The 19,162-nt window shown below is 72.6% G+C and carries 17 protein-coding genes and 1 pseudogene; 9 read left to right on the forward strand and 9 right to left on the reverse strand.

Annotation, left to right across the window (positions count from 1 at the left end):
• Nucleotides 1–310: 310 nt before the first annotated feature.
• On the reverse strand, nt 311–1,954 hold the full coding sequence (locus tag J7I97_RS21630) for an acyl-CoA dehydrogenase family protein (RefSeq protein WP_214937362.1): 1,644 nt from the start codon (nt 1,952–1,954) through the stop codon (nt 311–313).
• A 17-nt stretch (nt 1,955–1,971) separates the two neighbouring features.
• Between J7I97_RS21630 and J7I97_RS21635 the strand changes: the two genes are divergently transcribed.
• Together J7I97_RS21635 and J7I97_RS21640 are read left to right on the forward strand one after the other, a co-directional pair.
• Nucleotides 1,972–3,087 carry a YihY/virulence factor BrkB family protein gene (locus tag J7I97_RS21635; protein WP_214937364.1) on the forward strand — a complete coding sequence of 372 codons (1,116 nt, stop codon included), beginning with the start codon at nt 1,972–1,974 and terminating at the stop codon, nt 3,085–3,087.
• A gap of 21 nt (nt 3,088–3,108) precedes the next feature.
• Nucleotides 3,109–3,831: a helix-turn-helix transcriptional regulator gene (locus tag J7I97_RS21640; RefSeq protein WP_214937366.1), complete on the forward strand. Its 723-nt coding sequence runs from the start codon at nt 3,109–3,111 to the stop codon at nt 3,829–3,831.
• Here the strand turns inward: J7I97_RS21640 and J7I97_RS21645 are convergent.
• The gene (locus J7I97_RS21645; protein ID WP_214937368.1) at nt 3,774–4,163 is read right to left on the reverse strand and encodes a VOC family protein; all 390 of its coding nucleotides are present in this window, start codon (nt 4,161–4,163) and stop codon (nt 3,774–3,776) included. The genes J7I97_RS21640 and J7I97_RS21645 overlap by 58 nt on opposite strands.
• Nucleotides 4,164–4,498: 335 nt before the next feature.
• Between J7I97_RS21645 and rsgA the strand changes: the two genes are divergently transcribed.
• Nucleotides 4,499–5,623, forward strand: coding sequence for a ribosome small subunit-dependent GTPase A (gene rsgA, locus J7I97_RS21650; RefSeq protein WP_214937370.1), 1,125 nt, complete (start codon nt 4,499–4,501; stop codon nt 5,621–5,623).
• A 162-nt stretch (nt 5,624–5,785) separates the two neighbouring features.
• On the opposite strand, the pseudogene J7I97_RS21655 reads toward rsgA, so the two are convergent.
• The 3 genes and pseudogenes from J7I97_RS21655 to J7I97_RS21665 all read right to left on the reverse strand — a co-directional run bounded on the left by J7I97_RS21655 (nt 5,786) and on the right by J7I97_RS21665 (nt 7,762).
• A pseudogene (locus J7I97_RS21655) lies at nt 5,786–6,163 on the reverse strand (PPOX class F420-dependent oxidoreductase).
• A gap of 108 nt (nt 6,164–6,271) precedes the next feature.
• On the reverse strand, nt 6,272–6,760 hold the full coding sequence (locus tag J7I97_RS21660; protein ID WP_214937373.1) for a DUF456 domain-containing protein: 489 nt from the start codon (nt 6,758–6,760) through the stop codon (nt 6,272–6,274).
• A 24-nt stretch (nt 6,761–6,784) separates the two neighbouring features.
• Nucleotides 6,785–7,762 (reverse strand): helix-turn-helix domain-containing protein, encoded by a 978-nt coding sequence (locus tag J7I97_RS21665; protein ID WP_214937449.1) that lies wholly within the window; start codon nt 7,760–7,762, stop codon nt 6,785–6,787.
• 198 nt (nt 7,763–7,960) lie between these two features.
• On the opposite strand from J7I97_RS21665, the gene J7I97_RS21670 reads away from it, so the two are divergent.
• The 4 genes from J7I97_RS21670 to J7I97_RS21685 all read left to right on the forward strand — a co-directional run bounded on the left by J7I97_RS21670 (nt 7,961) and on the right by J7I97_RS21685 (nt 12,201).
• A complete protein-coding gene (locus tag J7I97_RS21670) occupies nt 7,961–8,230 on the forward strand; it encodes a hypothetical protein (RefSeq protein WP_214937375.1) in 270 nt (89 codons plus the stop codon).
• A 102-nt stretch (nt 8,231–8,332) separates the two neighbouring features.
• Nucleotides 8,333–9,802 (forward strand): protein phosphatase 2C domain-containing protein, encoded by a 1,470-nt coding sequence (locus J7I97_RS21675; RefSeq protein WP_214937377.1) that lies wholly within the window; start codon nt 8,333–8,335, stop codon nt 9,800–9,802.
• Between the two features lie 66 nt (nt 9,803–9,868).
• A complete protein-coding gene (locus tag J7I97_RS21680; RefSeq protein ID WP_214937379.1) occupies nt 9,869–11,611 on the forward strand; it encodes a pyruvate dehydrogenase in 1,743 nt (580 codons plus the stop codon).
• Between the two features lie 188 nt (nt 11,612–11,799).
• Entirely contained in the window at nt 11,800–12,201 is a 402-nt protein-coding gene (locus J7I97_RS21685; RefSeq protein WP_214937451.1) for an ATP-binding protein, read from the forward strand.
• 50 nt (nt 12,202–12,251) lie between these two features.
• Here the strand turns inward: J7I97_RS21685 and J7I97_RS21690 are convergent, their stop codons facing one another.
• Nucleotides 12,252–13,310 carry a DUF2637 domain-containing protein gene (locus J7I97_RS21690; protein ID WP_214937381.1) on the reverse strand — a complete coding sequence of 353 codons (1,059 nt, stop codon included), beginning with the start codon at nt 13,308–13,310 and terminating at the stop codon, nt 12,252–12,254.
• A 198-nt stretch (nt 13,311–13,508) separates the two neighbouring features.
• Entirely contained in the window at nt 13,509–14,375 is an 867-nt protein-coding gene (locus J7I97_RS21695; protein ID WP_214937383.1) for a (2Fe-2S)-binding protein, read from the reverse strand.
• A gap of 161 nt (nt 14,376–14,536) precedes the next feature.
• Here J7I97_RS21695 and J7I97_RS21700 point away from each other — a divergent pair, with 161 nt between their 5' ends.
• Nucleotides 14,537–15,217 carry a GntR family transcriptional regulator gene (locus J7I97_RS21700; protein WP_214937385.1) on the forward strand — a complete coding sequence of 227 codons (681 nt, stop codon included), beginning with the start codon at nt 14,537–14,539 and terminating at the stop codon, nt 15,215–15,217.
• Nucleotides 15,218–15,401: 184 nt separating this feature from the next.
• On the opposite strand, the gene J7I97_RS21705 is transcribed toward J7I97_RS21700, so the two are convergent.
• Together J7I97_RS21705 and J7I97_RS21710 are read right to left on the reverse strand one after the other, a co-directional pair.
• On the reverse strand, nt 15,402–16,178 hold the full coding sequence (locus J7I97_RS21705; RefSeq protein WP_308363565.1) for a hypothetical protein: 777 nt from the start codon (nt 16,176–16,178) through the stop codon (nt 15,402–15,404).
• A gap of 154 nt (nt 16,179–16,332) precedes the next feature.
• A complete protein-coding gene (locus J7I97_RS21710; protein ID WP_214937387.1) occupies nt 16,333–18,009 on the reverse strand; it encodes a PucR family transcriptional regulator ligand-binding domain-containing protein in 1,677 nt (558 codons plus the stop codon).
• A 254-nt stretch (nt 18,010–18,263) separates the two neighbouring features.
• Here J7I97_RS21710 and J7I97_RS21715 point away from each other — a divergent pair, with 254 nt between their 5' ends.
• Nucleotides 18,264–19,160 (forward strand): xanthine dehydrogenase family protein subunit M, encoded by an 897-nt coding sequence (locus tag J7I97_RS21715; protein ID WP_214937389.1) that lies wholly within the window; start codon nt 18,264–18,266, stop codon nt 19,158–19,160.
• Nucleotides 19,161–19,162 lie beyond the last annotated feature (2 nt).

Consider the following 19,162-nt stretch of genomic DNA (forward strand, 5'->3'; position numbering starts at 1 on the left):
CGGTGTCGCCCACCAGAACCTCCCCGTGCGGAACAGGACGTACTGCGGAGCCTCCCGGGCGGTCCGCGCGTGCCGCTTCCCCCGGCACGCGCGGACCGCCCGGCGGGGGTTCCTACTCAAAGGGTTGCAACGGTATGCAACTCTCGCCAAGTCCCGGTCGCACGACCGAAACTGTCCGGACGTCGCTGAGCGGCGTGCAGCTCCTTCCTCGGGGCTTCTCGGATCGGGGGTGGCGCCGAGTCGGCGCGGCGCCACCCCTGCTCTCAGGTCAACGGGCCGGATCCCGGCTCGGGGCGGTTTGGGGACCTCCTCAGCCGGCGATCCGCGCCCGTTCCACCACCGCCCCCAGGTCCAGGCTGTGCGGCAGCGTCCCGAACGCCGTGCCCCAGTCGCCCCCCAGCCGGGATGCGCAGAACGCGTCCGCCACCTCCGGCGGGGCCCAGCGGACCAGCAGCGACCCCTGCAGCACCAGGGCCATCCGTTCCACCACCCGGCGGGCCCGGGCCTGGATCCCCTCCAGGTCGGCGAGGTCCGTCAGCAGGTGCTTGATGGCCGAATCCAGCCGGTGATCGGCGCCCCGGGCCAGTCCGACCTCCTGGAGGAACGCGTTCAGCGCCTGCGGCTCCCGTTGGAGCGCCCGCAGCACGTCCAGCGCCTGTACGTTGCCCGAGCCCTCCCAGATCGAGTTCAGCGGGGACTCGCGCAGCAGACGCGGCAGCCCCGACTCCTCTACGTAGCCATTGCCGCCCAGACACTCCAGGGCCTCCGCCACCATCGGCGTACAGCGCTTGGTCACCCAGTACTTCGCGGCGGGTACCGCGATGCGCAGGAAGGCCCGCTCCTGCTCCGTCCCGGCGTCGTAGGCCGCCGCCAGGCGCAGCGTCAGCACGGTCGCAGCCTCCGACTCCAGGGCGAGGTCGGCCAGTACGTTGCGCATCAGAGGCTGCTCGATGAGCCGTGCTCCGAAAGCAGAGCGGTGCTCTGTGTGGTGGACGGCCTGGGTCAGGGCCTGCCGCATCAGCGAGGCCGAGCCGATGACGCAGTCCAGCCGGGTCGCCGCGACCATCTCGATGATGGTCCGCACCCCCCGGCCCTCCTCGCCCACCCGGCGCGCCCAGGTCCCGTCGAACTCGACCTCGCTCGACGCGTTCGACCTGTTGCCCAGCTTGTCCTTCAGCCGCTGGATCGCGAAGACGTTGCGCGTGCCGTCCGGCAGCACCCGCGGTACCAGGAAGCAGCTCAGCCCGCCCGGAGCCTGGGCGAGGACCAGGAAACCGTCCGACATCGGCGCCGAGCAGAACCACTTGTGCCCGGTCAGCAGGTACTCGCCGGACGCGTCCAGCGGCTTCGCGGCCGTCGTGTTCGCCCGTACGTCGCTGCCCCCCTGCTTTTCCGTCATGCCCATGCCGAACAGCACACCGGCCTTCTCCGCGGCCGGCCGCAGCCCCTCCTCGTACACGTGCGAGGTCAGCCGCGGCTCCCATTCGGCGGCCAGCTCCGGATCCGTACGCAGCGCCGGCACGGCCGCGTGCGTCATCGAGACCGGGCAACCGTGCCCCGCCTCGGCCTGTGACCATACGAAGAACCCCGCCGCGCGGCGCAGATGCCCGGCGGGCCGCCCCCAGGCGTCGGTGAGCCCCGAGGTCACGGCGTGCCCCAGCAGCCGGTGCCAGGCCGGGTGGAACTCCACCTCGTCGATCCGGTTCCCGTACCGGTCGTGCGTCCGCAACTTCGGCGGATTCTCGTTCGCCTGCGTACCCCATTCCTGGGCCTGCGAGGAGCCCGCGGCGAGTCCCAGACGGGTGAGCTCCTGCCTTACCTCGCCCAGGAGTTCGGGGGCCGCGTCGGCGAGGTGCCGCTCCACGCCCTCGGTGAGGGCCCGGTCGCCGCCGTAGACGTCGTAGCCCACGAGGGGCGGGGCCTGGTTGCTGACTGTGTGGGTGGTGGCTGCCATGCGGATACCGTAAGGACGTGCAGCCAGCAAAAGAAACACCCGAGCGGATCCCAGGGCGGCTCCATCGGGCCCGTGCCCTCTACCGCAACGTATCCAAGCGCAAGATGGCGTGGCTGCTTCTCAAAGACACCGTGAACTCGTGCATCGAGTACCGGATCCTCGGCCTGGCGGCCGAGGCGGCGTTCTTCACGCTGCTGTCGCTGCCGCCGCTCTTCCTCGGTCTGCTCGGTGTGCTCGGATACGTGGACGGGTGGACCCACGGAACGTTCGTTGCCAGCATCGAGGAGAACATCCTGCGGGCCGTCGGCACGGTGCTTTCGGACCGGGGCGTCAACGACATCGCGAAGCCGATGCTGGACGACGTGACCTCGCGCGGCCGCCCGGACCTGATCTCCCTCGGCTTCGCCTTCGCCCTGTGGTCGGGCTCGCGGGCGGTCAACGTCTTCATCGACACCATCACCGTGATGTACGGGCTCGACGGACAGCGCGGCATCGTCAAGACCCGGCTGCTGGCCTTCCTGCTGTACGTGATCGCGCTGGTGATCGGCGCGGTCGTGCTGCCGCTGATGGTGGCGGGGCCGGACGCGGTCGTGCGGTGGGTGCCCTGGAGCACGGAAGTGATCGCGGTGCTCTACTGGCCGACCGTCACCCTGCTGTCCATCGTCTTCCTGACCACGCTCTACCACGTGTCCGTGCCCGTGCGCTCGCCGTGGATCGAGGACGTTCCCGGCGCGCTGGTGGCCCTCGCCATGTGGGTGCTGGGCTCGTTCCTGCTGCGGATCTACCTGACCAACACCGTGGAGGGGCCGACGATCTACGGATCACTCGCCGCGCCCGTCGCGGTGCTGCTCTGGATCGGCATCTCGGCCTTCGCGGTGCTGGTCGGCGCCGCCGTCAACGCTGCCATCGACCGGGTCTGGCCCTCGGTGGCCACGGCCGCGGCGCGCGAGGCGAACGAGCGGGTCCGCGAGGCGGAGGCCGCCCAGCTCGTGGCGCGGGCCGCCGCCTGGCGGGCGCTCGCGGAAGGCGAGTCGGAGGACGACGAGGACGGCGAGATGCCCTCGGAGTTCCCGGAGCGGTGGTCCAGATTCCTGCCGCCGGAGGACTACTCCTCCCGCCTGCGCAAGCACTGACCCCGGCATAGCCTGGCCCTTGTGTACGAGGAGCGGCGGTCCCGGCTGGTGCCCGGCGCCGTGCTGTGGCGGGCCGCCGGGCCGGGCGTGGTGGTCCTGCCCGACGGGTGCATGGACCTGCTGTGGGTCGAGGGGCGGCTGCTGGTGGCCGGCCCCGACACCGGTCCGCACCCCGCCGGGGAGGTGCCGGGCGGCTCCTTCGCCGGGATCCGCCTCGCGCCGGGAACGGCGCCCGCGCTCCTCGGCGTACCGGCGCACGAGCTGCGCGACCGACGGGTGGATCTGGCCGACCTGTGGCCCGGCCCGGAGGTACGCCGCCTCGCGGAGCGCGTGGGGGCCTACGGGGACCCGCGCGCCGGGCTGGAGGAGCTGGCCCGTGGCCGCGCCGCCGGGACGGGGCCGCCGGACCCCTTCTCCGCGGAGGTGGCGGCCAGGCTCGGGGCGGGTCAGACGGTGGCCGCCGTCGCAGCGGCGGTCGGCCTCGGGGAGCGTCAGCTGCACCGGCGCTCGCTCGACGCGTTCGGGTACGGGCCCAGGACCCTGGGCCGGGTGCTGCGGCTCCAGCGGGCGCTCGCACTGGCCCGGCGCGGGCTGCCGCAGGCGGAGGTGGCCTACGCCGCCGGGTACGCCGACCAGGCCCACCTGGCCCGCGAGGTGCGGGCGCTGGCCGGCACCACGCCGAGGGCCTACGCGGCGGCGAACAGGGAGACCCCGCCGCCGTCCGGGTCGAGCACGACGGCGTAGCGCTGCCCCCAGAAGGCGTCCCAAGGCTTCAGGTGCCCCGGGTACCCGGCCTCGGTGAGTTCCGCGTAGACGGCGTCCACCTCGGCGGGGGAGTCGCACAGGAAGGCGAGCTCGCACCGGCCGCCGCCGCTCGGGCGGGTCCACGACGGGTCGAAGGAGCGGACGGTCTCCTCCGTGTCCCACGCGATCCGCAGGCCCCCGGGCAGGGCGGCCTCCACATGCGGCTGGGCGTCCGCCTCGGCCGGGATGTCCAGGCCCAGGCGACGGTAGAAGGCGAGCGAGGCGGCCATGTCGGAGACGACCAGGCCGATCATGTCGAGTCGGGGAGTCATACGGCCAGGCTAGGAGCCGCCCGGGCGGCCGGTCTTGAACGATTCGGACATCACCGTCCGAGGGCCTCCGGAACGCCCCGGAAAAGGAACCGGAAAAAGAATTGGCACCGGGGGGACGGGACTTGTTACGGTGAACCCGTTCCCGCCGATCGGTGCGGAACCGTCAGCATGTGCAAGGACCCGGAGGTGAGTTCATTGATGACTGTCATGGCGCAGGGCGTTGCCCGCACTCAGAAGTCCATCAATGTCACTTCCGTGGTCTCCGGCTGACCTCTCACCCTTTGCGCGCTCTGTAGCGGCGCGCGCGGCCGGGGCCACCCTGTGAAGGGTTTCCCTTGTCTTTCTCTTCTGTCTCTTCCTTCCCGTCTTTCCCGCAGGCCTCGCTTCCGCACGCTCTCGCCCCCTACGGCTGGGACGACGCATGGGCGGCGGAGTTCGCCCCCTACGCCGAGCAGGGCCTCGTACCCGGCCGGGTGGTGCGGGTCGACCGCGGCCAGTGCGACCTCATGACCGCGGACGGCATCGTCCGCGCCGACACCGCCTTCGTCACCCCGCACGACCCGCTGCGGGTCATCTGCACCGGTGACTGGGCAGCCGTGCAAACGGCCGGAAACCCGCGTTATGTGAAGGCGTACCTGCCGCGCCGGACCGCGTTCGTACGGTCTACCTCCTCGCAGCGCTCCGAGGGGCAGATCCTCGCCGCGAACGTCGACCACGCCGTCATCGCGGTCTCGCTGGCCGTCGAGCTCGACCTGGGGCGGATCGAGCGGTTCCTGGCGCTCGCCTGGGAGTCGGGGGCGCAGCCGCTGGTCGTCCTGACCAAGGCGGACCTGGTCCCGGACCCGGCGACGGTCGGACACCTGGTCCAGGACGTGGAGACGGCCGCGCCGGGCGTCCAGGTGCTGACGGTCTCCTCGATGACGGGGGAGGGCACGGACGTGCTGGCGGCCGTGCTGGCGAGTGGTACGAGCGTGCTGCTCGGCATCTCGGGCGCGGGCAAGTCCACGCTGGCCAATGCGCTGCTCGGGGCGGACGTGATGGAAGTCCAGGAGACCCGCGAGGTCGACGGCAAGGGCCGCCACACCACCACGACGCGCAACCTGCTCGCCCTGCCGGGCGGGGGCGTCCTGATCGACACCCCCGGGCTGCGGGGCGTCGGGCTGTGGGACGCGGAGACGGGCGTCGGGCAGGTCTTCTCGGAGATCGAGGAGTACGCCGGGCAGTGCCGCTTCCACGACTGCGCGCACGAGGCGGAGCCGGGGTGCGCGGTGCTGGCCGCGGTCGCCTCGGGGGAGCTGGCGGAGCGCCGCCTGGACAGCTACCGGAAGCTGCTGCGGGAGAACCAGCGGATCGTGGCGAAGACGGACGCGCGGCTGCGGGCGGAGATCCGGCGGGACTGGCGCATGAAGTCGGCGGAGGGCCGCGCCAACTACGCGGCCAAGCGCAACGGCCGAACCTGACCGGACAAGGCCCCGGGGGCCCCCGGGGCCCCCGGGGGCCCCCGGGCCCCCGCACCTCAGACGCCGGCGCGGCCGGATCGGGCCGGCGTTCGAGGAGGGACCGGCGACCGGGAGTCCCCGGGCGTCGGCCTCGGCCGAGGCGGCCCCCGCGCGGCGGGAGGGTCAGGTGTCCAGGCCCCAGGCGAAGACCCGGTCCGGGTGGATGCGGATGACTTCCGGGCTGAAGTGGGGGCCCAGGGCGTGCGGGCCCACCTCCAGGGTGGCGTGGCCGCGGATCTCGACGCCCCGCACCCTCCACGGCCGCGTGCTCACCAGGTCGTCCACGACCAGTGACAGCCGCGGGTTGCCCTGGAGGTTGCGCCACTTCTTCGTCGTCCCCATGGCCATCCCGCCCACCAGGACCGTCCCGTCGTCCTACGGGAAGAACCCCACGGGGTTCGCCTGCGGCTGCCCCGCCGGGTCCACCGTGGCCAGCCGCCCCAGGCGCTGGGACCCCAGGTAGGACCGTTCCGCCTCGCTGAATCCCTTGAAGTCCGTCATGTGCGAAAGCCTCACAGGCGACACCGCCCGCCGCATCGGGCGCCGGACCTAGTCCGTACGCCTAGTCCGTACGCCCGGTCCGTATGCCTGGTCCGTACGCCCAGGCCGTCAGGGCCCCGACGCCACCACCGCCCCGAGCCAAGCCCCCACCACCAGCAGACACGCGAACAGCTCCACCAGCACGCTCGTGCCCACCGCCCGCATCACCGTCCGCACCGAGGCCCAGGCCTCCCCGTGCGTCCCCAGGCGAAGGCGTTCGCACAGGTAGACGCCGCCCACGAAACCGGGTACCGCCCCCACCACCGGCAGCAGGATGAAGCCAGCCACCGCCCCCACACCCGCGTACACCGCCATCCGGCGGGTGACCCCCACCCCCCGGAGCCGCCTCGGCGGCAGCTCGAACTTCACCACCTGGACCACCAGCAGCAGCGCCGTCGCCGCGACCAGGAGCGCCCACGCCACCGAAGACCGCTCGTGCAGCGCCCACCACATCAGCCCCGCCCACACCAGCCACGTCCCCGGCACGCCCGGCACCAGCACCCCGAAGATCCCGAGCAGCAGCACCAGCCCCACCAGGAGCAGCTGAGGCAGATCCATCTGCTCAGCGTGACTGACCAGCGGCTATCGGGCCACCCAGCCCCGCTCGTACGCGTGCCAGCCCAGCTGGAGCCGCGTCGTGACCCCGACGAGCTCCATCAGGCCCTTCACCCGCCGCTGCACCGTCCGCAGGCCCAGCTCCAGGTGCTTGGCCACGCTCGCGTCCGTCATCCCCGCCAGCAGCAGGGAGAGGATCTCCAGGTCGGTCTCGTCGGGGCCGCCGCCGGACTGCTCCGCCGTCCCGCTCGCCCCCAGCCGCAGCGGCAGCGCCTCCCGCCACACCGCCTCGAACAGGCCCATGAGCGACTCCAGCAGGCCCGACGCGTGCACCACCAGGGCCGACGGCTCCGCGCCGCGCGCCGTCAGCGGGACCATCGCCAGGCTGCGGTCCGCGATCACCAGCTTCGTCGGGACCTCGCCCGTCACCCGGATCCGCTCCCCGCGGGCCAGCGCCGTCGACGCCTCCCGGATCCCGGTCGGCAGGGTCAGTACCTCCCGCTCGATCACCACGCGGTACTCGACACCCCGTACGGAGGCCCGTTCCTCCGCCTCGTTCTCCACCCCCGTCACCACCTGCGGCCGGCCGCTGACCAGCGCGCACACCTCCTGTGCCGCACCCAGCTGGAGCTGGTGGAAGCGGTGCGCCACCGCGCTCGCGCCCGTCACCACCTCCACCAGGTCGTGCACCGCCGGCTCGGCCGCCTCCACCCGGTACTCCTGCGCCAGCAGCGCCGCCGCCAGCTCCGCCTGCTCCAGCTCGTGACGCTGCTGCGTGAGCAGCGCGCCCAGTGCCACCCCCGGCGGGGCCGCCACCCACCGCCCGGGCCGGGCCGAGGACTGCGCCGCCAGACCCTGCCGCTCCAGATGCCGCAGCGCCCGCTCGGTCTGCGGCACAGGCAGGGTCAGCCGGTGCGCGAGGTCCGGCACCTCCGCCGCCCCCAACGCCACCAGCACCCGGTACGCCGACTCCTGGCCCTCGTCCAGACCTATCGCACCCAGCAAACCGCCCACCCACTCTCCACGTGGCGCCTGGCGGGAAGCGGCCACGGCGCAAACCCGCCGCGGACATCATCGCCGCACCCACCGCCACTCTGCCAAGGTGACGCCACCGCAGCACCAACATCCGCTGGCCAGAAGCCATTTACGCGGCGACTTTGCCGCGCAATGCAATAGATGGCCGGAATTCACCTGGGGAGAGCGATGCGCCCGATATCGCGCACGGCACTGGGAGCGGCCGCCGCGGCAGTGCTGGCCGCCGTCACCGCCGTCGGCCCGTCCGCGGCTCTGCGGCACAGCCGATCGACGGAGAACTGGACCGAGGCGAAGGTGAGCGAGCGCGGCGGCGAGTGGACCGCGGTCGTGAACCACGCCGGCGCCGCCGGCAAGCCGGTGACGCTGAAGGTCGAACTGACCGACTCGAACGGCGCCTCCGTCACCCAGGCGGTCGCCCGGCCGTACGACATCCGCTAGTTCATACGGATGAGTGTGAAGGGGGCCGCCGGACAGCAGCTCGGTGGGCCCCTTTCGGGTATTCGGCGTTTTCCGCCGCTCCGCGGGGCCCAGAATGAGGTCATGAGTCAGCAGGGCGCGGACGACTGGTGGCAGAAGCTGTACGAGGACCCGGACGCGGGACCGGAGCCCGACCCGGGGGACACCCTGGACAACCGGTTCCGCTCGGCGGCGGTGGTCGTGACGGACCCCGCTGGTCCGCCGGTCCCGCCGGCGGAGCCCGTCCTGCCAGGGCAGCGGCAGGGGGAACCGGGAGTGACACGGCCGACTGGGGCACGGCCGGACGTGACGCAGCGGGATGTGACGCTGCCGGACCTGGGGGCCGCCGGGTACGCGCTCTGGGACACCTCCGTCCCGGCCGACCCGGAGCCTCCGCCGAGGGACCCGCGTCAGGCCGGGCCCACCGGGTACGCCCTCGGAGATGTGACCGTGCCGCCCGCGGAGACCGAGCGGTCGCAGACGCCGGTGCGGCGGTGGGGGGTGCCGCGCGCGGACACCCCGACCGCGCCGGAGCCCGCGCCGGAGCCGAAACCCCAGCACCCCGCCCCCGCCGCCGCCCCGGCCCCCGCGCATCCGGCGCACCCCGCACACCCCGTTCCCGCCGCGACCGCCCCCGCCCCGGCGGACGCGGCCCCAGCGCGCCCCGCCCCCGCGGAGCGCCCCGAGGTCCGGCACCTCGGCGACCGGGCCCCGACGTACGCCGCCGAGCCGGGGGCGCTGCCCGTCGCCGATCCGGCCAACCTCGACGAGCTGATCCCCGACACCGTCCTGGAGGGGGCCCGCCACGGTTCGTACACCCTGCGCGCGGCCTCCGTACGCGGGGACTCGGCCCGCTTCCGCGGGGAGGCCCGACGGGACTTCCTGCTCACCGCTCGCTTCGGCAGTGGCGACGACGCCCTGGTCCTGGTGGCCCTCGCCGGCGGGGACCGGGCCGCTCCCGGGGCCCGGGAGGCCGCCGCCGAGGTGTGCCACTGGGTCGCGTCGGCCATCGGGCGCAGCCAGCAGCGGCTGGCCGACGACATCCGGGCGGGCAGGCGCGACGCCCTGCGCTCGGGGCTCCAGCGGCTCACCGACCGGGGCTACGGGCGGCTGCGGGCCCGCGCCGCGGAGCTGGGGCTCCCGGAGGAGGCGTACACCGCCGGGCTGCGCGGACTGCTGCTCCCGGTGGACCCGCTGTGCACGACACGGGTCTGCTTCGGCGCGGGCGAGGGCGGGCTGTTCCGTCTCCGGGCGGGCCAGTGGCAGGACCTGGAGCCGGCCGAGCCGAAGGAGCAGGGCGACGGCGCCGAGCCCGCGGAGGGCGGTTTCCGGTTCCGCTTCCGGGCCGCCGTGTCCCGCCCGGGCGACACCCTGCTGCTCTGCTCCGGCGGCCTTGCCGACCCGATGCGCGAGGAGGCCCTGCTCCCGGCCGAGCTCGCGGCGCGGTGGGCCGAGCCGGACCCGCCCGGCCTGGCGGCCTTCCTCGCGGATACCCAGCTCCGCCTCAAGGGCTACGCCGACGACCGGACGGCCGCCGCGGTCTGGGAGGCGTAACCGCGCGGAACGTGCGTGGATGGAAGGCGCACGCGGCAGAGCCGAACCGGAAAGGGCGCCCCCTCCATGGCCAAGCAGAACGTGGCGGAGCAGTTTGTCGACATCCTCGTACGCGCGGGCGTGCGGCGGATGTACGGAGTCGTCGGCGACAGCCTCAACCCGATCGTCGACGCGATCCGCCGGACGGGTGACATCGACTGGATCCAGGTCCGGCACGAGGAGACGGCCGCCTTCGCGGCCGGTGCCGAGGCCCAGATCACCGGCCGGCTCGCAGCCTGCGCGGGCTCCTGCGGCCCCGGCAATCTGCACCTGATCAACGGCCTGTACGACGCCCACCGCTCGATGGCGCCGGTCCTCGCGCTGGCCTCGCACATCCCCTCCGGCGAGATCGGCCTCGGCTTCTTCCAGGAGACCCACCCGGACCGGCTGTTCACCGAGTGCAGCCACTACAGCGAGCTGATCTCCAACCCGAAGCAGATGCCCCGGGTGCTCCAGACCGCCATCCAGCACGCCATCGGCCGCAGCGGGGTCGGCGTGATCTCCCTGCCCGGCGACATCGCCTCCCTCCCCGCCCCGGAGAAGACGGTGGAGCACGCACTCGTCACCGCGCGGCCCTCCGTACGGCCGGGCGACGCCGAGATCGAGAAGCTGGTCCGGCTGATCGACGAGGCGGACAAGGTCACGCTCTTCTGCGGCAGCGGCACCGCCGGAGCGCACGCCGAGGTGATGGAGTTCGCGGGCCGGGTCAAGGCCCCGGTCGGGCACGCCCTGCGCGGAAAAGAGTGGATTCAGTACGATAATCAGTACGACGTCGGCATGAGCGGGCTTCTCGGCTACGGCGCGGCCTACGAGGCCACCCACGAGTGCGATCTGCTGATCCTGCTCGGCACGGACTTCCCGTACAACGCCTTCCTCCCCGACGATGTGAAGATCGTCCAGGTGGACATCCGCCCCGAACACCTGGGCCGCCGCTCGAAGCTGGACCTCGCGGTCTGGGGCGACGTACGGGAGACCCTGCGCGCGCTGAACACCCGGGTCAAGGCCAAGACGGACCGCCGTTTCCTCGACCGGATGCTGAAGAAGCACGCGGACGCGCTGGAGGGGGTGGTGAAGGCGTACACGCGGAAGGTGGAGAAGCGCACGCCGATCCATCCCGAGTACGTGGCGTCCGTACTGGACGAACTCGCCGACGAGGATGCAGTGTTCACCGTCGACACGGGCATGTGCAATGTGTGGGCGGCGCGCTATCTTTCCCCGAACGGCAAGCGGCGCATCATCGGCTCCTTCAGTCACGGCTCGATGGCCAACGCCCTCCCGCAGGCCATCGGCGCACAGTTCACCGACCGCAGCCGTCAAGTGGTGTCGATGTCGGGTGACGGTGGTTTCTCGATGCTGATGGGAGATTTCCTCACCCTGGTGCAGTACGACCTGCCCGTCAAAGTGGTCCTCTTCAACAACTCATCTCTCGGGATGGTCGAGTTGGAGATGCTGGTTTCCGGCCTGCCTTCGTACGGAACAACGAACAAGAACCCGGATTTCGCCGGTATCGCCCGCGCGGCCGGCGCCTACGGGGTCCGGGTGGAGAAACCCAAGCAGCTCACCGGCGCTTTGAAGGACGCTTTCCGGCACAAGGGACCGGCACTGGTGGACGTGGTGACCGACCCCAACGCGTTGTCCATTCCACCGAGGATCAGCGCCGAGATGGTGACCGGTTTCGCACTTTCCGCCAGCAAGATCGTGCTCGACGGAGGGGTGGGCCGGATGATCCAGATGGCGCGATCCAATCTCCGCAACGTGCCGCGCCCGTAACCCCGCAGGAGTGCGGATCGCTTCGGCGGGCATGCATCCCGTAGGCCTGTTCGAGAGGCCGTCATGTCGGAGTGTGCAAGCGGGGGAGGGGCATCGCCGTGCGGGTGGGGGCGAAGAGCGGGAAGCCGTGGACGAGAGGGCAGCCTGTACCGCGTGAACCGTCGGTCGAGGACGGGGGCGCGGTGGACGTGCTGGAGATCACCCGTAGCGTGCGGCGGGCGGACCTGAAGGCGGTGGGCGAAGTCCGGCGGGCGCTGCGGGAGTTGATGCGGCACCGGTGCCGGCCGGACACCGCCGAGGTGGCGGAGCTGCTGATCACCGAGCTCGTCACCAACGCCCTCGTCCACACCGGGCAGGGCGCGGAGGTGTCCGCCACTCTCGACGCCACTCGGCTGAGGGTGGAGGTGCGGGACTACGCCAACCGCCCGCCCCGGCCGTACGTACCGTCCGCCGACGACGGTACGCACGGCCGGGGGCTGGTCCTGGTGCAGGCGCTCGCCGACGCCTGGGGGGTGGACGCGCTGGTGCCTGGCCGAGGCAAGGTGGTGTGGTTCGAGCTGGACGGGAAGGCCGACGCGGGGCCCGCCTGAGCGCAGAAGCGCCGGGCCGGCCCCGCGGGGGCGTGCCAAGTCAGGGCGGATCAGCCGAACTGCTGCTCCAGGTCCTTGAGTTTGCGTTCCAGTGAGTCGAGCCGGGGGATGGTCTGGGTGTCGTCCTCGGCGGTGAGGTCCACCGTCCGGGGGCCCGCCGAATCAGTGGATTCGGCTGCGTTCACGGCCTGGAGGGAGGGCCGGCGGCGCCATGGCAGCTGTCCCGCTTCCGATATGGCCGGCTCCGCGCCGACCGGCGCGGAGCCCGTTCCGGGGGCCAGCCCCGGCAGATCGACCTGGCGGCCGCGCGAGCGCCCGAACGCCCGGTTCTGCCGGCCCAGTGCCTTGATGCGCATCCGGTCCAGCCGGTTCTGATCGCGCCTGCGGTGCCGGTCCTGCTCCTTCTCCCGCTTGTCCTCCCGCACCTCGTCGACTGCCTCGTCGAGGGTGCGTACCCCCTCCAGCAGCATGAGCGACCACGCGCCGAAAGTCTCCCGGGGTGCCCGCAGCCAGCGGACCATCCGGATCTGCGGCAACGGCCGGGGAATCAGGCCCTGTTCGCGCAGCGCCGCCCGGCGGGTCTGCTTGAGGGCCCGGTCGAAGAGAACGGCCGCCGAGAGCGACATCCCGGCGAAGAACTGGGGGGCTCCGTCGTGGCCCATGCCCCGCGGCGCGTGCACCCAGTTGAACCAGGCGGCCGCGCCCGCGAACAGCCAGACCAGCATGCGGGAGCCGAGGGCCGCGTCACCGTGGCTGGCCTCGCGGACGGCGAGCACCGAACAGAACATCGCGGCGCCGTCGAGGCCGAACGGGACCAGGTACTCCCAGCCCCCGGAGAGGTTCAGGTTCTGCCGGCCGAAGCCGACGAGCCCGTGGAACGAGAGTGCGGCGGCGACCGCCGCACAGCAGAAGAGCAGGACGTACGAGGCGGTTCCGTAGACGGCCTCTTTGCGCCGCCGCCGCTCCTCGCTGCGCTCCCAGCTGTCGTCGGCCGCGGCCTTCTCGCCGTCCCGCTTGCCACGGGCCAGTACCGCCACTGCCGCAACTACGCCCAGGATCAACAGGCTGCCGGGCAGCAGCCAGTCCAGCGATATGTCGGTCAGTCTCATGCGGATGTCCCTTGCCTCGCGCCCCGCGTCTGCGGCGTACCGGCGCCATACTGGCGCAGCCGGTCCGTCGCGCATGCGGGTTTCGGGTCAAGAGGACGCCAACGGGGGGCGGGGCCCGTCGGATAGGGCGTTGTGGCTCGAACTCCCGCTCGTACGCGCTGGGCTGGGTTCGATTTGCGATCACTCCGACGGGTGGGTTCAGTCGGCGGCTGCCGTGAGGCGGGCGACGCGGTCCGCGTCGCAGGTACGGGGGCAGGTGGCGCAGGTGTCGTCCGGGCGGATCGTGTAGAAGAGGCAGCAGCCGGCCCGGTCCCGGGTGGGCAGCGCCTCACCGTTCGGGCCGGTGAGCGTACGGAAGCCCGCGCCGCCGGTGTACGGGGCGGTCGAGCCGGGCAGCAGCGCCTCCAGCTCGGCCATGGCCCGGTGCTCCTGCTCCTCGCCGAGCAGGTGGCCGACGTACCAGAGGCTCTCCACGACCTCGTCGGTCACCATGGCCCACAGGGCCCGGCGGCCGCGCCGCATGCGCGGGCCGAAACCTTCCAGCACGGGTTCGAGGTGCTGGGCCACCGCGGCCCGCACCTCGGCCCGCAGCGCCTCCTCGTCGGGCACGACCCGGGCCCCGGGGAGAGCGGCCGCCGGGTCGTCCGGCAGGCAGGCGAAGGTGTCGACACGCACGGCCATCCGGCCGTGGGCCCGGTGGAAGGCCACGTTGCTGGCCGGGAGCCGGGGCACCCGCCGGTGCAGGAACCAGGGGACGGTGATCAGCAGGCAGGCGGGCCACGCGTACCGGTGCAGCCCGAAGCCGGCGACCACGTCGGGCCGGGCCGGGCGGCCGTAGTCCCGCAGGACCTGCGCTTCGTCCCAGTCGAGGAAGCCGTCCAGGGCGGCCCCGCCCGCCGCGAGTTCGTCCGCGCCGATCCAACCGGCGCCGCGGGGGGCGGGTTCGTGCGCGGAGTGCTCGGTGACCCGTAGCCCGGTGTAGGCCTCGGCGAGCCGCGTGTAGGCGTCCGCCATGGGCTGGAGGGGCGGGGCGGCGTCGAGGGTGCTGACGGCCGTGACGGTCATGGGGGGACCACCGAATCGCGCGATCGTTAACAGGTTAGCCTTACCTTACTAGACCTTCCGTGATCTGCACTGATCTGTGACCTCGCCCCCGCGCCATCCTCGCCACCGGCCCGCCCGTGTCACCTATTCTCGGAACAGGTCGAGACCCTGGAGGAGGACCGATGCACGAACCGGCCCACGCCAGGGTGCCGGCGCAGCCGCTGATTCCGGCGCAGCAGAAGGTGTTGCGCCATTCGGTGCGCGGGCAGGTCCTGGACGCGCTGCGCGCGGCGCTGGTCGACGGGGATCTGGCGCCCGGGGAGATCTACTCCGGCCCCGCGCTGGGAGAGCGTTTCGGGGTGTCCGCGACGCCCGTCCGCGAGGCGATGCAGCAGCTGGCGCTGGAGGGGGCGGTGGAATGCCTCCCGAACCGGGGCTTCCGGGTGCTGACCCGGACGGCGCGGGAGCTGGCGGAGCTGGCCGAGGTACGGGCGCTGCTCGAAGTCCCGGTGATGCTGAGGCTGGCCCGTACCGTCCCGGTGTCCGCCTTCGAGTCCCTGCGGCCGGCCGCGGCCGCAACGGCCGAGGCGGCGGCGGCCGGCGACCTCCCGCGGTACGCGGACGCAGACCGGTCCTTCCACGGCCAGGTCCTCGCCCTGGCCGGCAACGACCAGCTGGTCCAGGTCGCGGAGGAACTCCACCGCCGGGCGCAGTGGCCCCTGCCGGGCGCCGCCCGTATCCGCCGCGCGGACCTCATCGCGGACGCGGCGGAACACTCGGCGCTCCTGGAGGCCCTGATCGCCCGCGACCTCCCGGTCGTCGAATCCCTGGTCCGCGAACACTTCGCCGGCAACCCCGCGTAGGGGCTGTCCGACCCTGATCCGCCGGACACCGCCTAACCCTCCGGTACCCCGCTCCGCAGGCAAATCCAGCCCCGCCGGCGTTTGAGGCGCGGGGTCTGGGGCGGAGCCCCAGGTCCGTTCAGCCCCGCCGGCGATTGAGGCGCGGGACCGGGCCGGGCCCGGGGGCCGGGCCCGGCAACGCTGGTCAGGTGGCTGGAGCTGGGTGGAGTTGGTCCGCCAGCCAGGTGGGGATGCCGCCCAGGAGATGGAACAGGCGGCGAGCCTCCTCGCGCAGGCGGGTGGCCTCCGGTTCGGGTTCCGCCTCGGCCAGGGCCGCCAGCGCGGGGGCCGTACCGATCAGGAACCCCAGGTCCTCCCGGATGCGGAGGGACTCCGCGAACCCCTTGCGGGCCTCGGCCACCTCCCCGTCCCGCAGGGCCAGCGCCGCCAGGTGCCGCCACGTGAAGGACAGCAGCAGGGTGTCCCCGTGCTCCATCGCCCCGGCATGTGCCCGCCGGTACGCCGGACGCGCCGACTGCGGGGCGTCCGCCAGGTGCTCCGCGACCAGCCCCCGCCGGAAATCCAGCAGCGGGCGGGTCCGCGACCCCGGCGCCAGCAGGGCAGCCGCCCGCCCCAGCGCCGAGCGGGCCTCATCGGCGCGGTCGCGGACCCCGAGCAAGGTCGCCGCGTACGCCAGCTGCCCCCGCTCGCACGCCGCCGCGCCCCGCTCGTCGTCGTTGTGCGCCACCGCCTCCGCGATCCGCAGCGCGTCCTCCGCCTCGGCCCAGCCCTGCCCGGTGAACAGGCACCGCTCGACCAGCAGCGCGGTGCGCTGCACAGCCGCCCCCGCGTCGTGTACATGCGGCGTCAGCAGGGCCGCCGCGTCGGTCCAACAGCCGCGCGAGCGCAGCCGCCATATCGCCCGCTGGAGGGGGTCGTCTCCCCCGGTAGATCCGGCACCGGACATGGCGGTATCCGCCACATTGCCCTCCCCAAAGCAATCAAGCAGCACGTCGTTGACACGTCGTTGAGCCCCTGGGGCGAAATGAGAGCACGGATCGGCGGCTCCGGCCAAGGGGTCGGGTGAACTCTTTCACAAAGTCCGGACGCCTCGTCACGCCTCACCACATCCGGGCTCAGCTCATGCGCAGTGCCAGGAAGAAGTCGAGCTTGTCCTCCAGCCGGGACAGGTCCCGCGACGTCAACTGCTCGATTCGCCCGACCCGGTACCGCAGCGTGTTGACGTGCAGGTGCAGCCGCGTCGCACACCGGGTCCAGGAGCCGTCGCAGTCCAGGAAGGCCTCCAGGGTGGGAATCAGCTCCGCGCGGTGGCGGCGGTCGTAGTCCCGGAGCGGGTCGAGCAGCCGGGCCGTGAACGCCCGGCGGACGTCGTCCGGGACGAACGGCAGCAGCAGGACGTGTGAGGCGAGCTCGTGGTGGCCCGCCGCGCAGACCCGGCCCGGGCGGGCGGCGGCGACCCGGCGGGCGTGCCGGGCCTCCTCCAGCGCCCCGCGCAGCCCCTCAGCGGAGTGCACGGCCGCGCTGACGCCCAGGGTGAGCCGGCCGTCGTCGGCCAGACCGGCCGCGAGGGGGTCCCGTACCGCCGCGAGCAGCGCATCGGCGTGCAGGGCCGAATCCGGGCCCTTGTCCTCCCCGGCCTCGCCGGCCAGCGCGGGCAGCGGTACGAGGGCGATGGCCTCGTCACCTGCATGGGCTACGGCGATCCGGTCCGAGGGCTCGGGGCCCGACATGGACGGGTCGACCAGGATCTCCTCCAGCAGCGACTGGGCCACCGGGCCGCCGGGGATGTCCCCGCCCTCCCAGTCCACCCGGGCCACGACGACCTGCCAGTGCGGGGCCGCGCCCAGGCCGGGCAGCAGCACCGGCGCGGCCACCCGCAGGCGGGCGGCGATCTCGGCGGGCGGGGCGCCCGTCTGGACCAGCTCCAGCACCTCCTGCGCCAGCCGGCGGCGCACCGTGCGGGCCGCGTCGCGCCGGTCCCGCTCGACGGCGATCAGCTGGGTGACGCCCTGGAGCAGGTCGAGCCGCTCGGCCGGCCAGTCGCCCGCGTCCGCCTCCACGGCCAGCATCCAGTCCGACAGCACGCTCTCGCGGACATCGCGGGTGCCGGGCCCGGGACCCCGGCCGTGTCCTCTGATCGGGAAGAGGGAGTAGGTAATACCCTGGATGGAGATCCGGTGCGGGCCCCTGCGTCCGGTGCGGACCGCCGCCAGGTGCTCGCTGGCCAATGCCGCGCACACGCCCGGCGCCAGCGGTTCACCCGCTCCGGCGATCTGCCGCCCCGTGGGGGAGAGCACCCAGGCGCGCAGATCGAGGTCAGTGGTGAGCAGATCCAGCACCACGTCGGGACCACCGCCCGCGGGACCCGAGGTCATCAGGCGGCGGTGGCGGTCCACGACGGCCGCGAGATCGCCCGCGCGCTCGCCGGAAACCTGCCGCACCACGTACTCGGTGATCGTGGCGAATGCAACGTCTTCGTTTACAGCGAACAGCGGCAGCCGATTGCGCCGACAGGCTGAGACCAGATCATCCGGGATGTCTCCCAGCTCCGCCTCGCCCGCCGCGAGGCCCGCGACGCCCGCGCTCGCGAGGATTCGTACGAACGGCTCGGAGTCGGCTGAATTTCGCCTCCAGGCCAGGCCGGTGAGGACGAGCTCGCCCCCGGTGAGGTACCGGCTGGGATCCCTCAGGTCGGTCGTCATGACTCCGCGGACCGTCCGGTCGAGTTCTTCCTCGCCGCCCAGCAGCCGCAGCCCCAGCGCCTCGGTTTCCAGCAGTGCGCGCAGCCGCATGGTGTCGCCGCCGATCTGTCTCGAATGTTGCCGTTGGAAATCGGGCAGGTCGTTGCATCCTGCCTTTCATACGAATCTACAAGACGAGGGAGGCCGTCAGCCAACTCCTTCATGGTTTCGGTGACTGCACCCGGGGGACGCGTGGCCGGTGTACTGACTCCACACCGCGTTAACAGCACGTGAACGACCAGTCGAGGGCCCCACGGCCTCCTGGCTTGAAGTGAACGACACGATGAAGAAGAAGAGAGCCGCTCATGGACTTCCTTCGCCCCGCCAGCTGGGAGGAGGCGCTCGCCGCTAAGGCCGAGTTCCCCACAGCTGTGCCGATTGCGGGTGGCACCGATGTGATGGTCGAGATCAACTTCGACCACCGTCGGCCGGAGTACCTCCTGGACCTGAACCGCATCGGTCTGCTGCGGGAGTGGGAGGTCGGCGAGGACGTGGTTCGTCTGGGCGCCTCCGTCCCGTACACGCAGATCATGGAAAACCTTCGCACGGAGCTTCCCGGTCTCGCGCTCGCCTCGCACACGGTCGCGTCCCCGCAGATCCGTAACCGCGGTGGCGTCGGCGGCAACCTCGGTTGCGCCTCGCCGGCCGGTGACTCGCACCCCGCGCTGCTCGCGGCGGGTGCCGAGGTCGAGGTGGAGTCCGTACGCGGCTCTCGCCTGATCCCGATCGACGAGTTCTACACCGGCGTCAAGCGCAACGCGCTGGCCGCCGACGAGCTCATCAAGACCATCCACGTCAAGAAGGCGGACGGCCCCCAGCAGTACTCCAAGGTCGGCTCCCGCAACGCGATGGTCATCGCGGTCTGCGCGTTCGGTCTGGCACTGCACCCGGAGACCCGTACGGTCCGCACCGGCATCGGATCGGCCGCGCCGACCCCGATCCGCGCGAAGGCCGCCGAGGAGTTCCTGAACGCCGCGCTGGAAGAGGGCGGTTTCTGGGAGTCCGGCAAGGTCATCACCCCGTCGATCGCCAAGCAGTTCGGTGACCTCGCCTCCGGCGCGGCCAACCCGATCGACGACGTCCGCGGCACGGCGAAGTACCGCCGTCACGCGGTCGGCATCATGGCTCGCCGCCAGCTCGTCTGGACCTGGGAGCAGTACCGCGGTACCGGCAACGGCCGCTCGCTTGAAGGGGCTGCGTAATC

The sequence above is a fragment of the Streptomyces sp. ISL-87 genome (assembly GCF_018614095.1).
Lineage (GTDB): Bacteria > Actinomycetota > Actinomycetes > Streptomycetales > Streptomycetaceae > Streptomyces.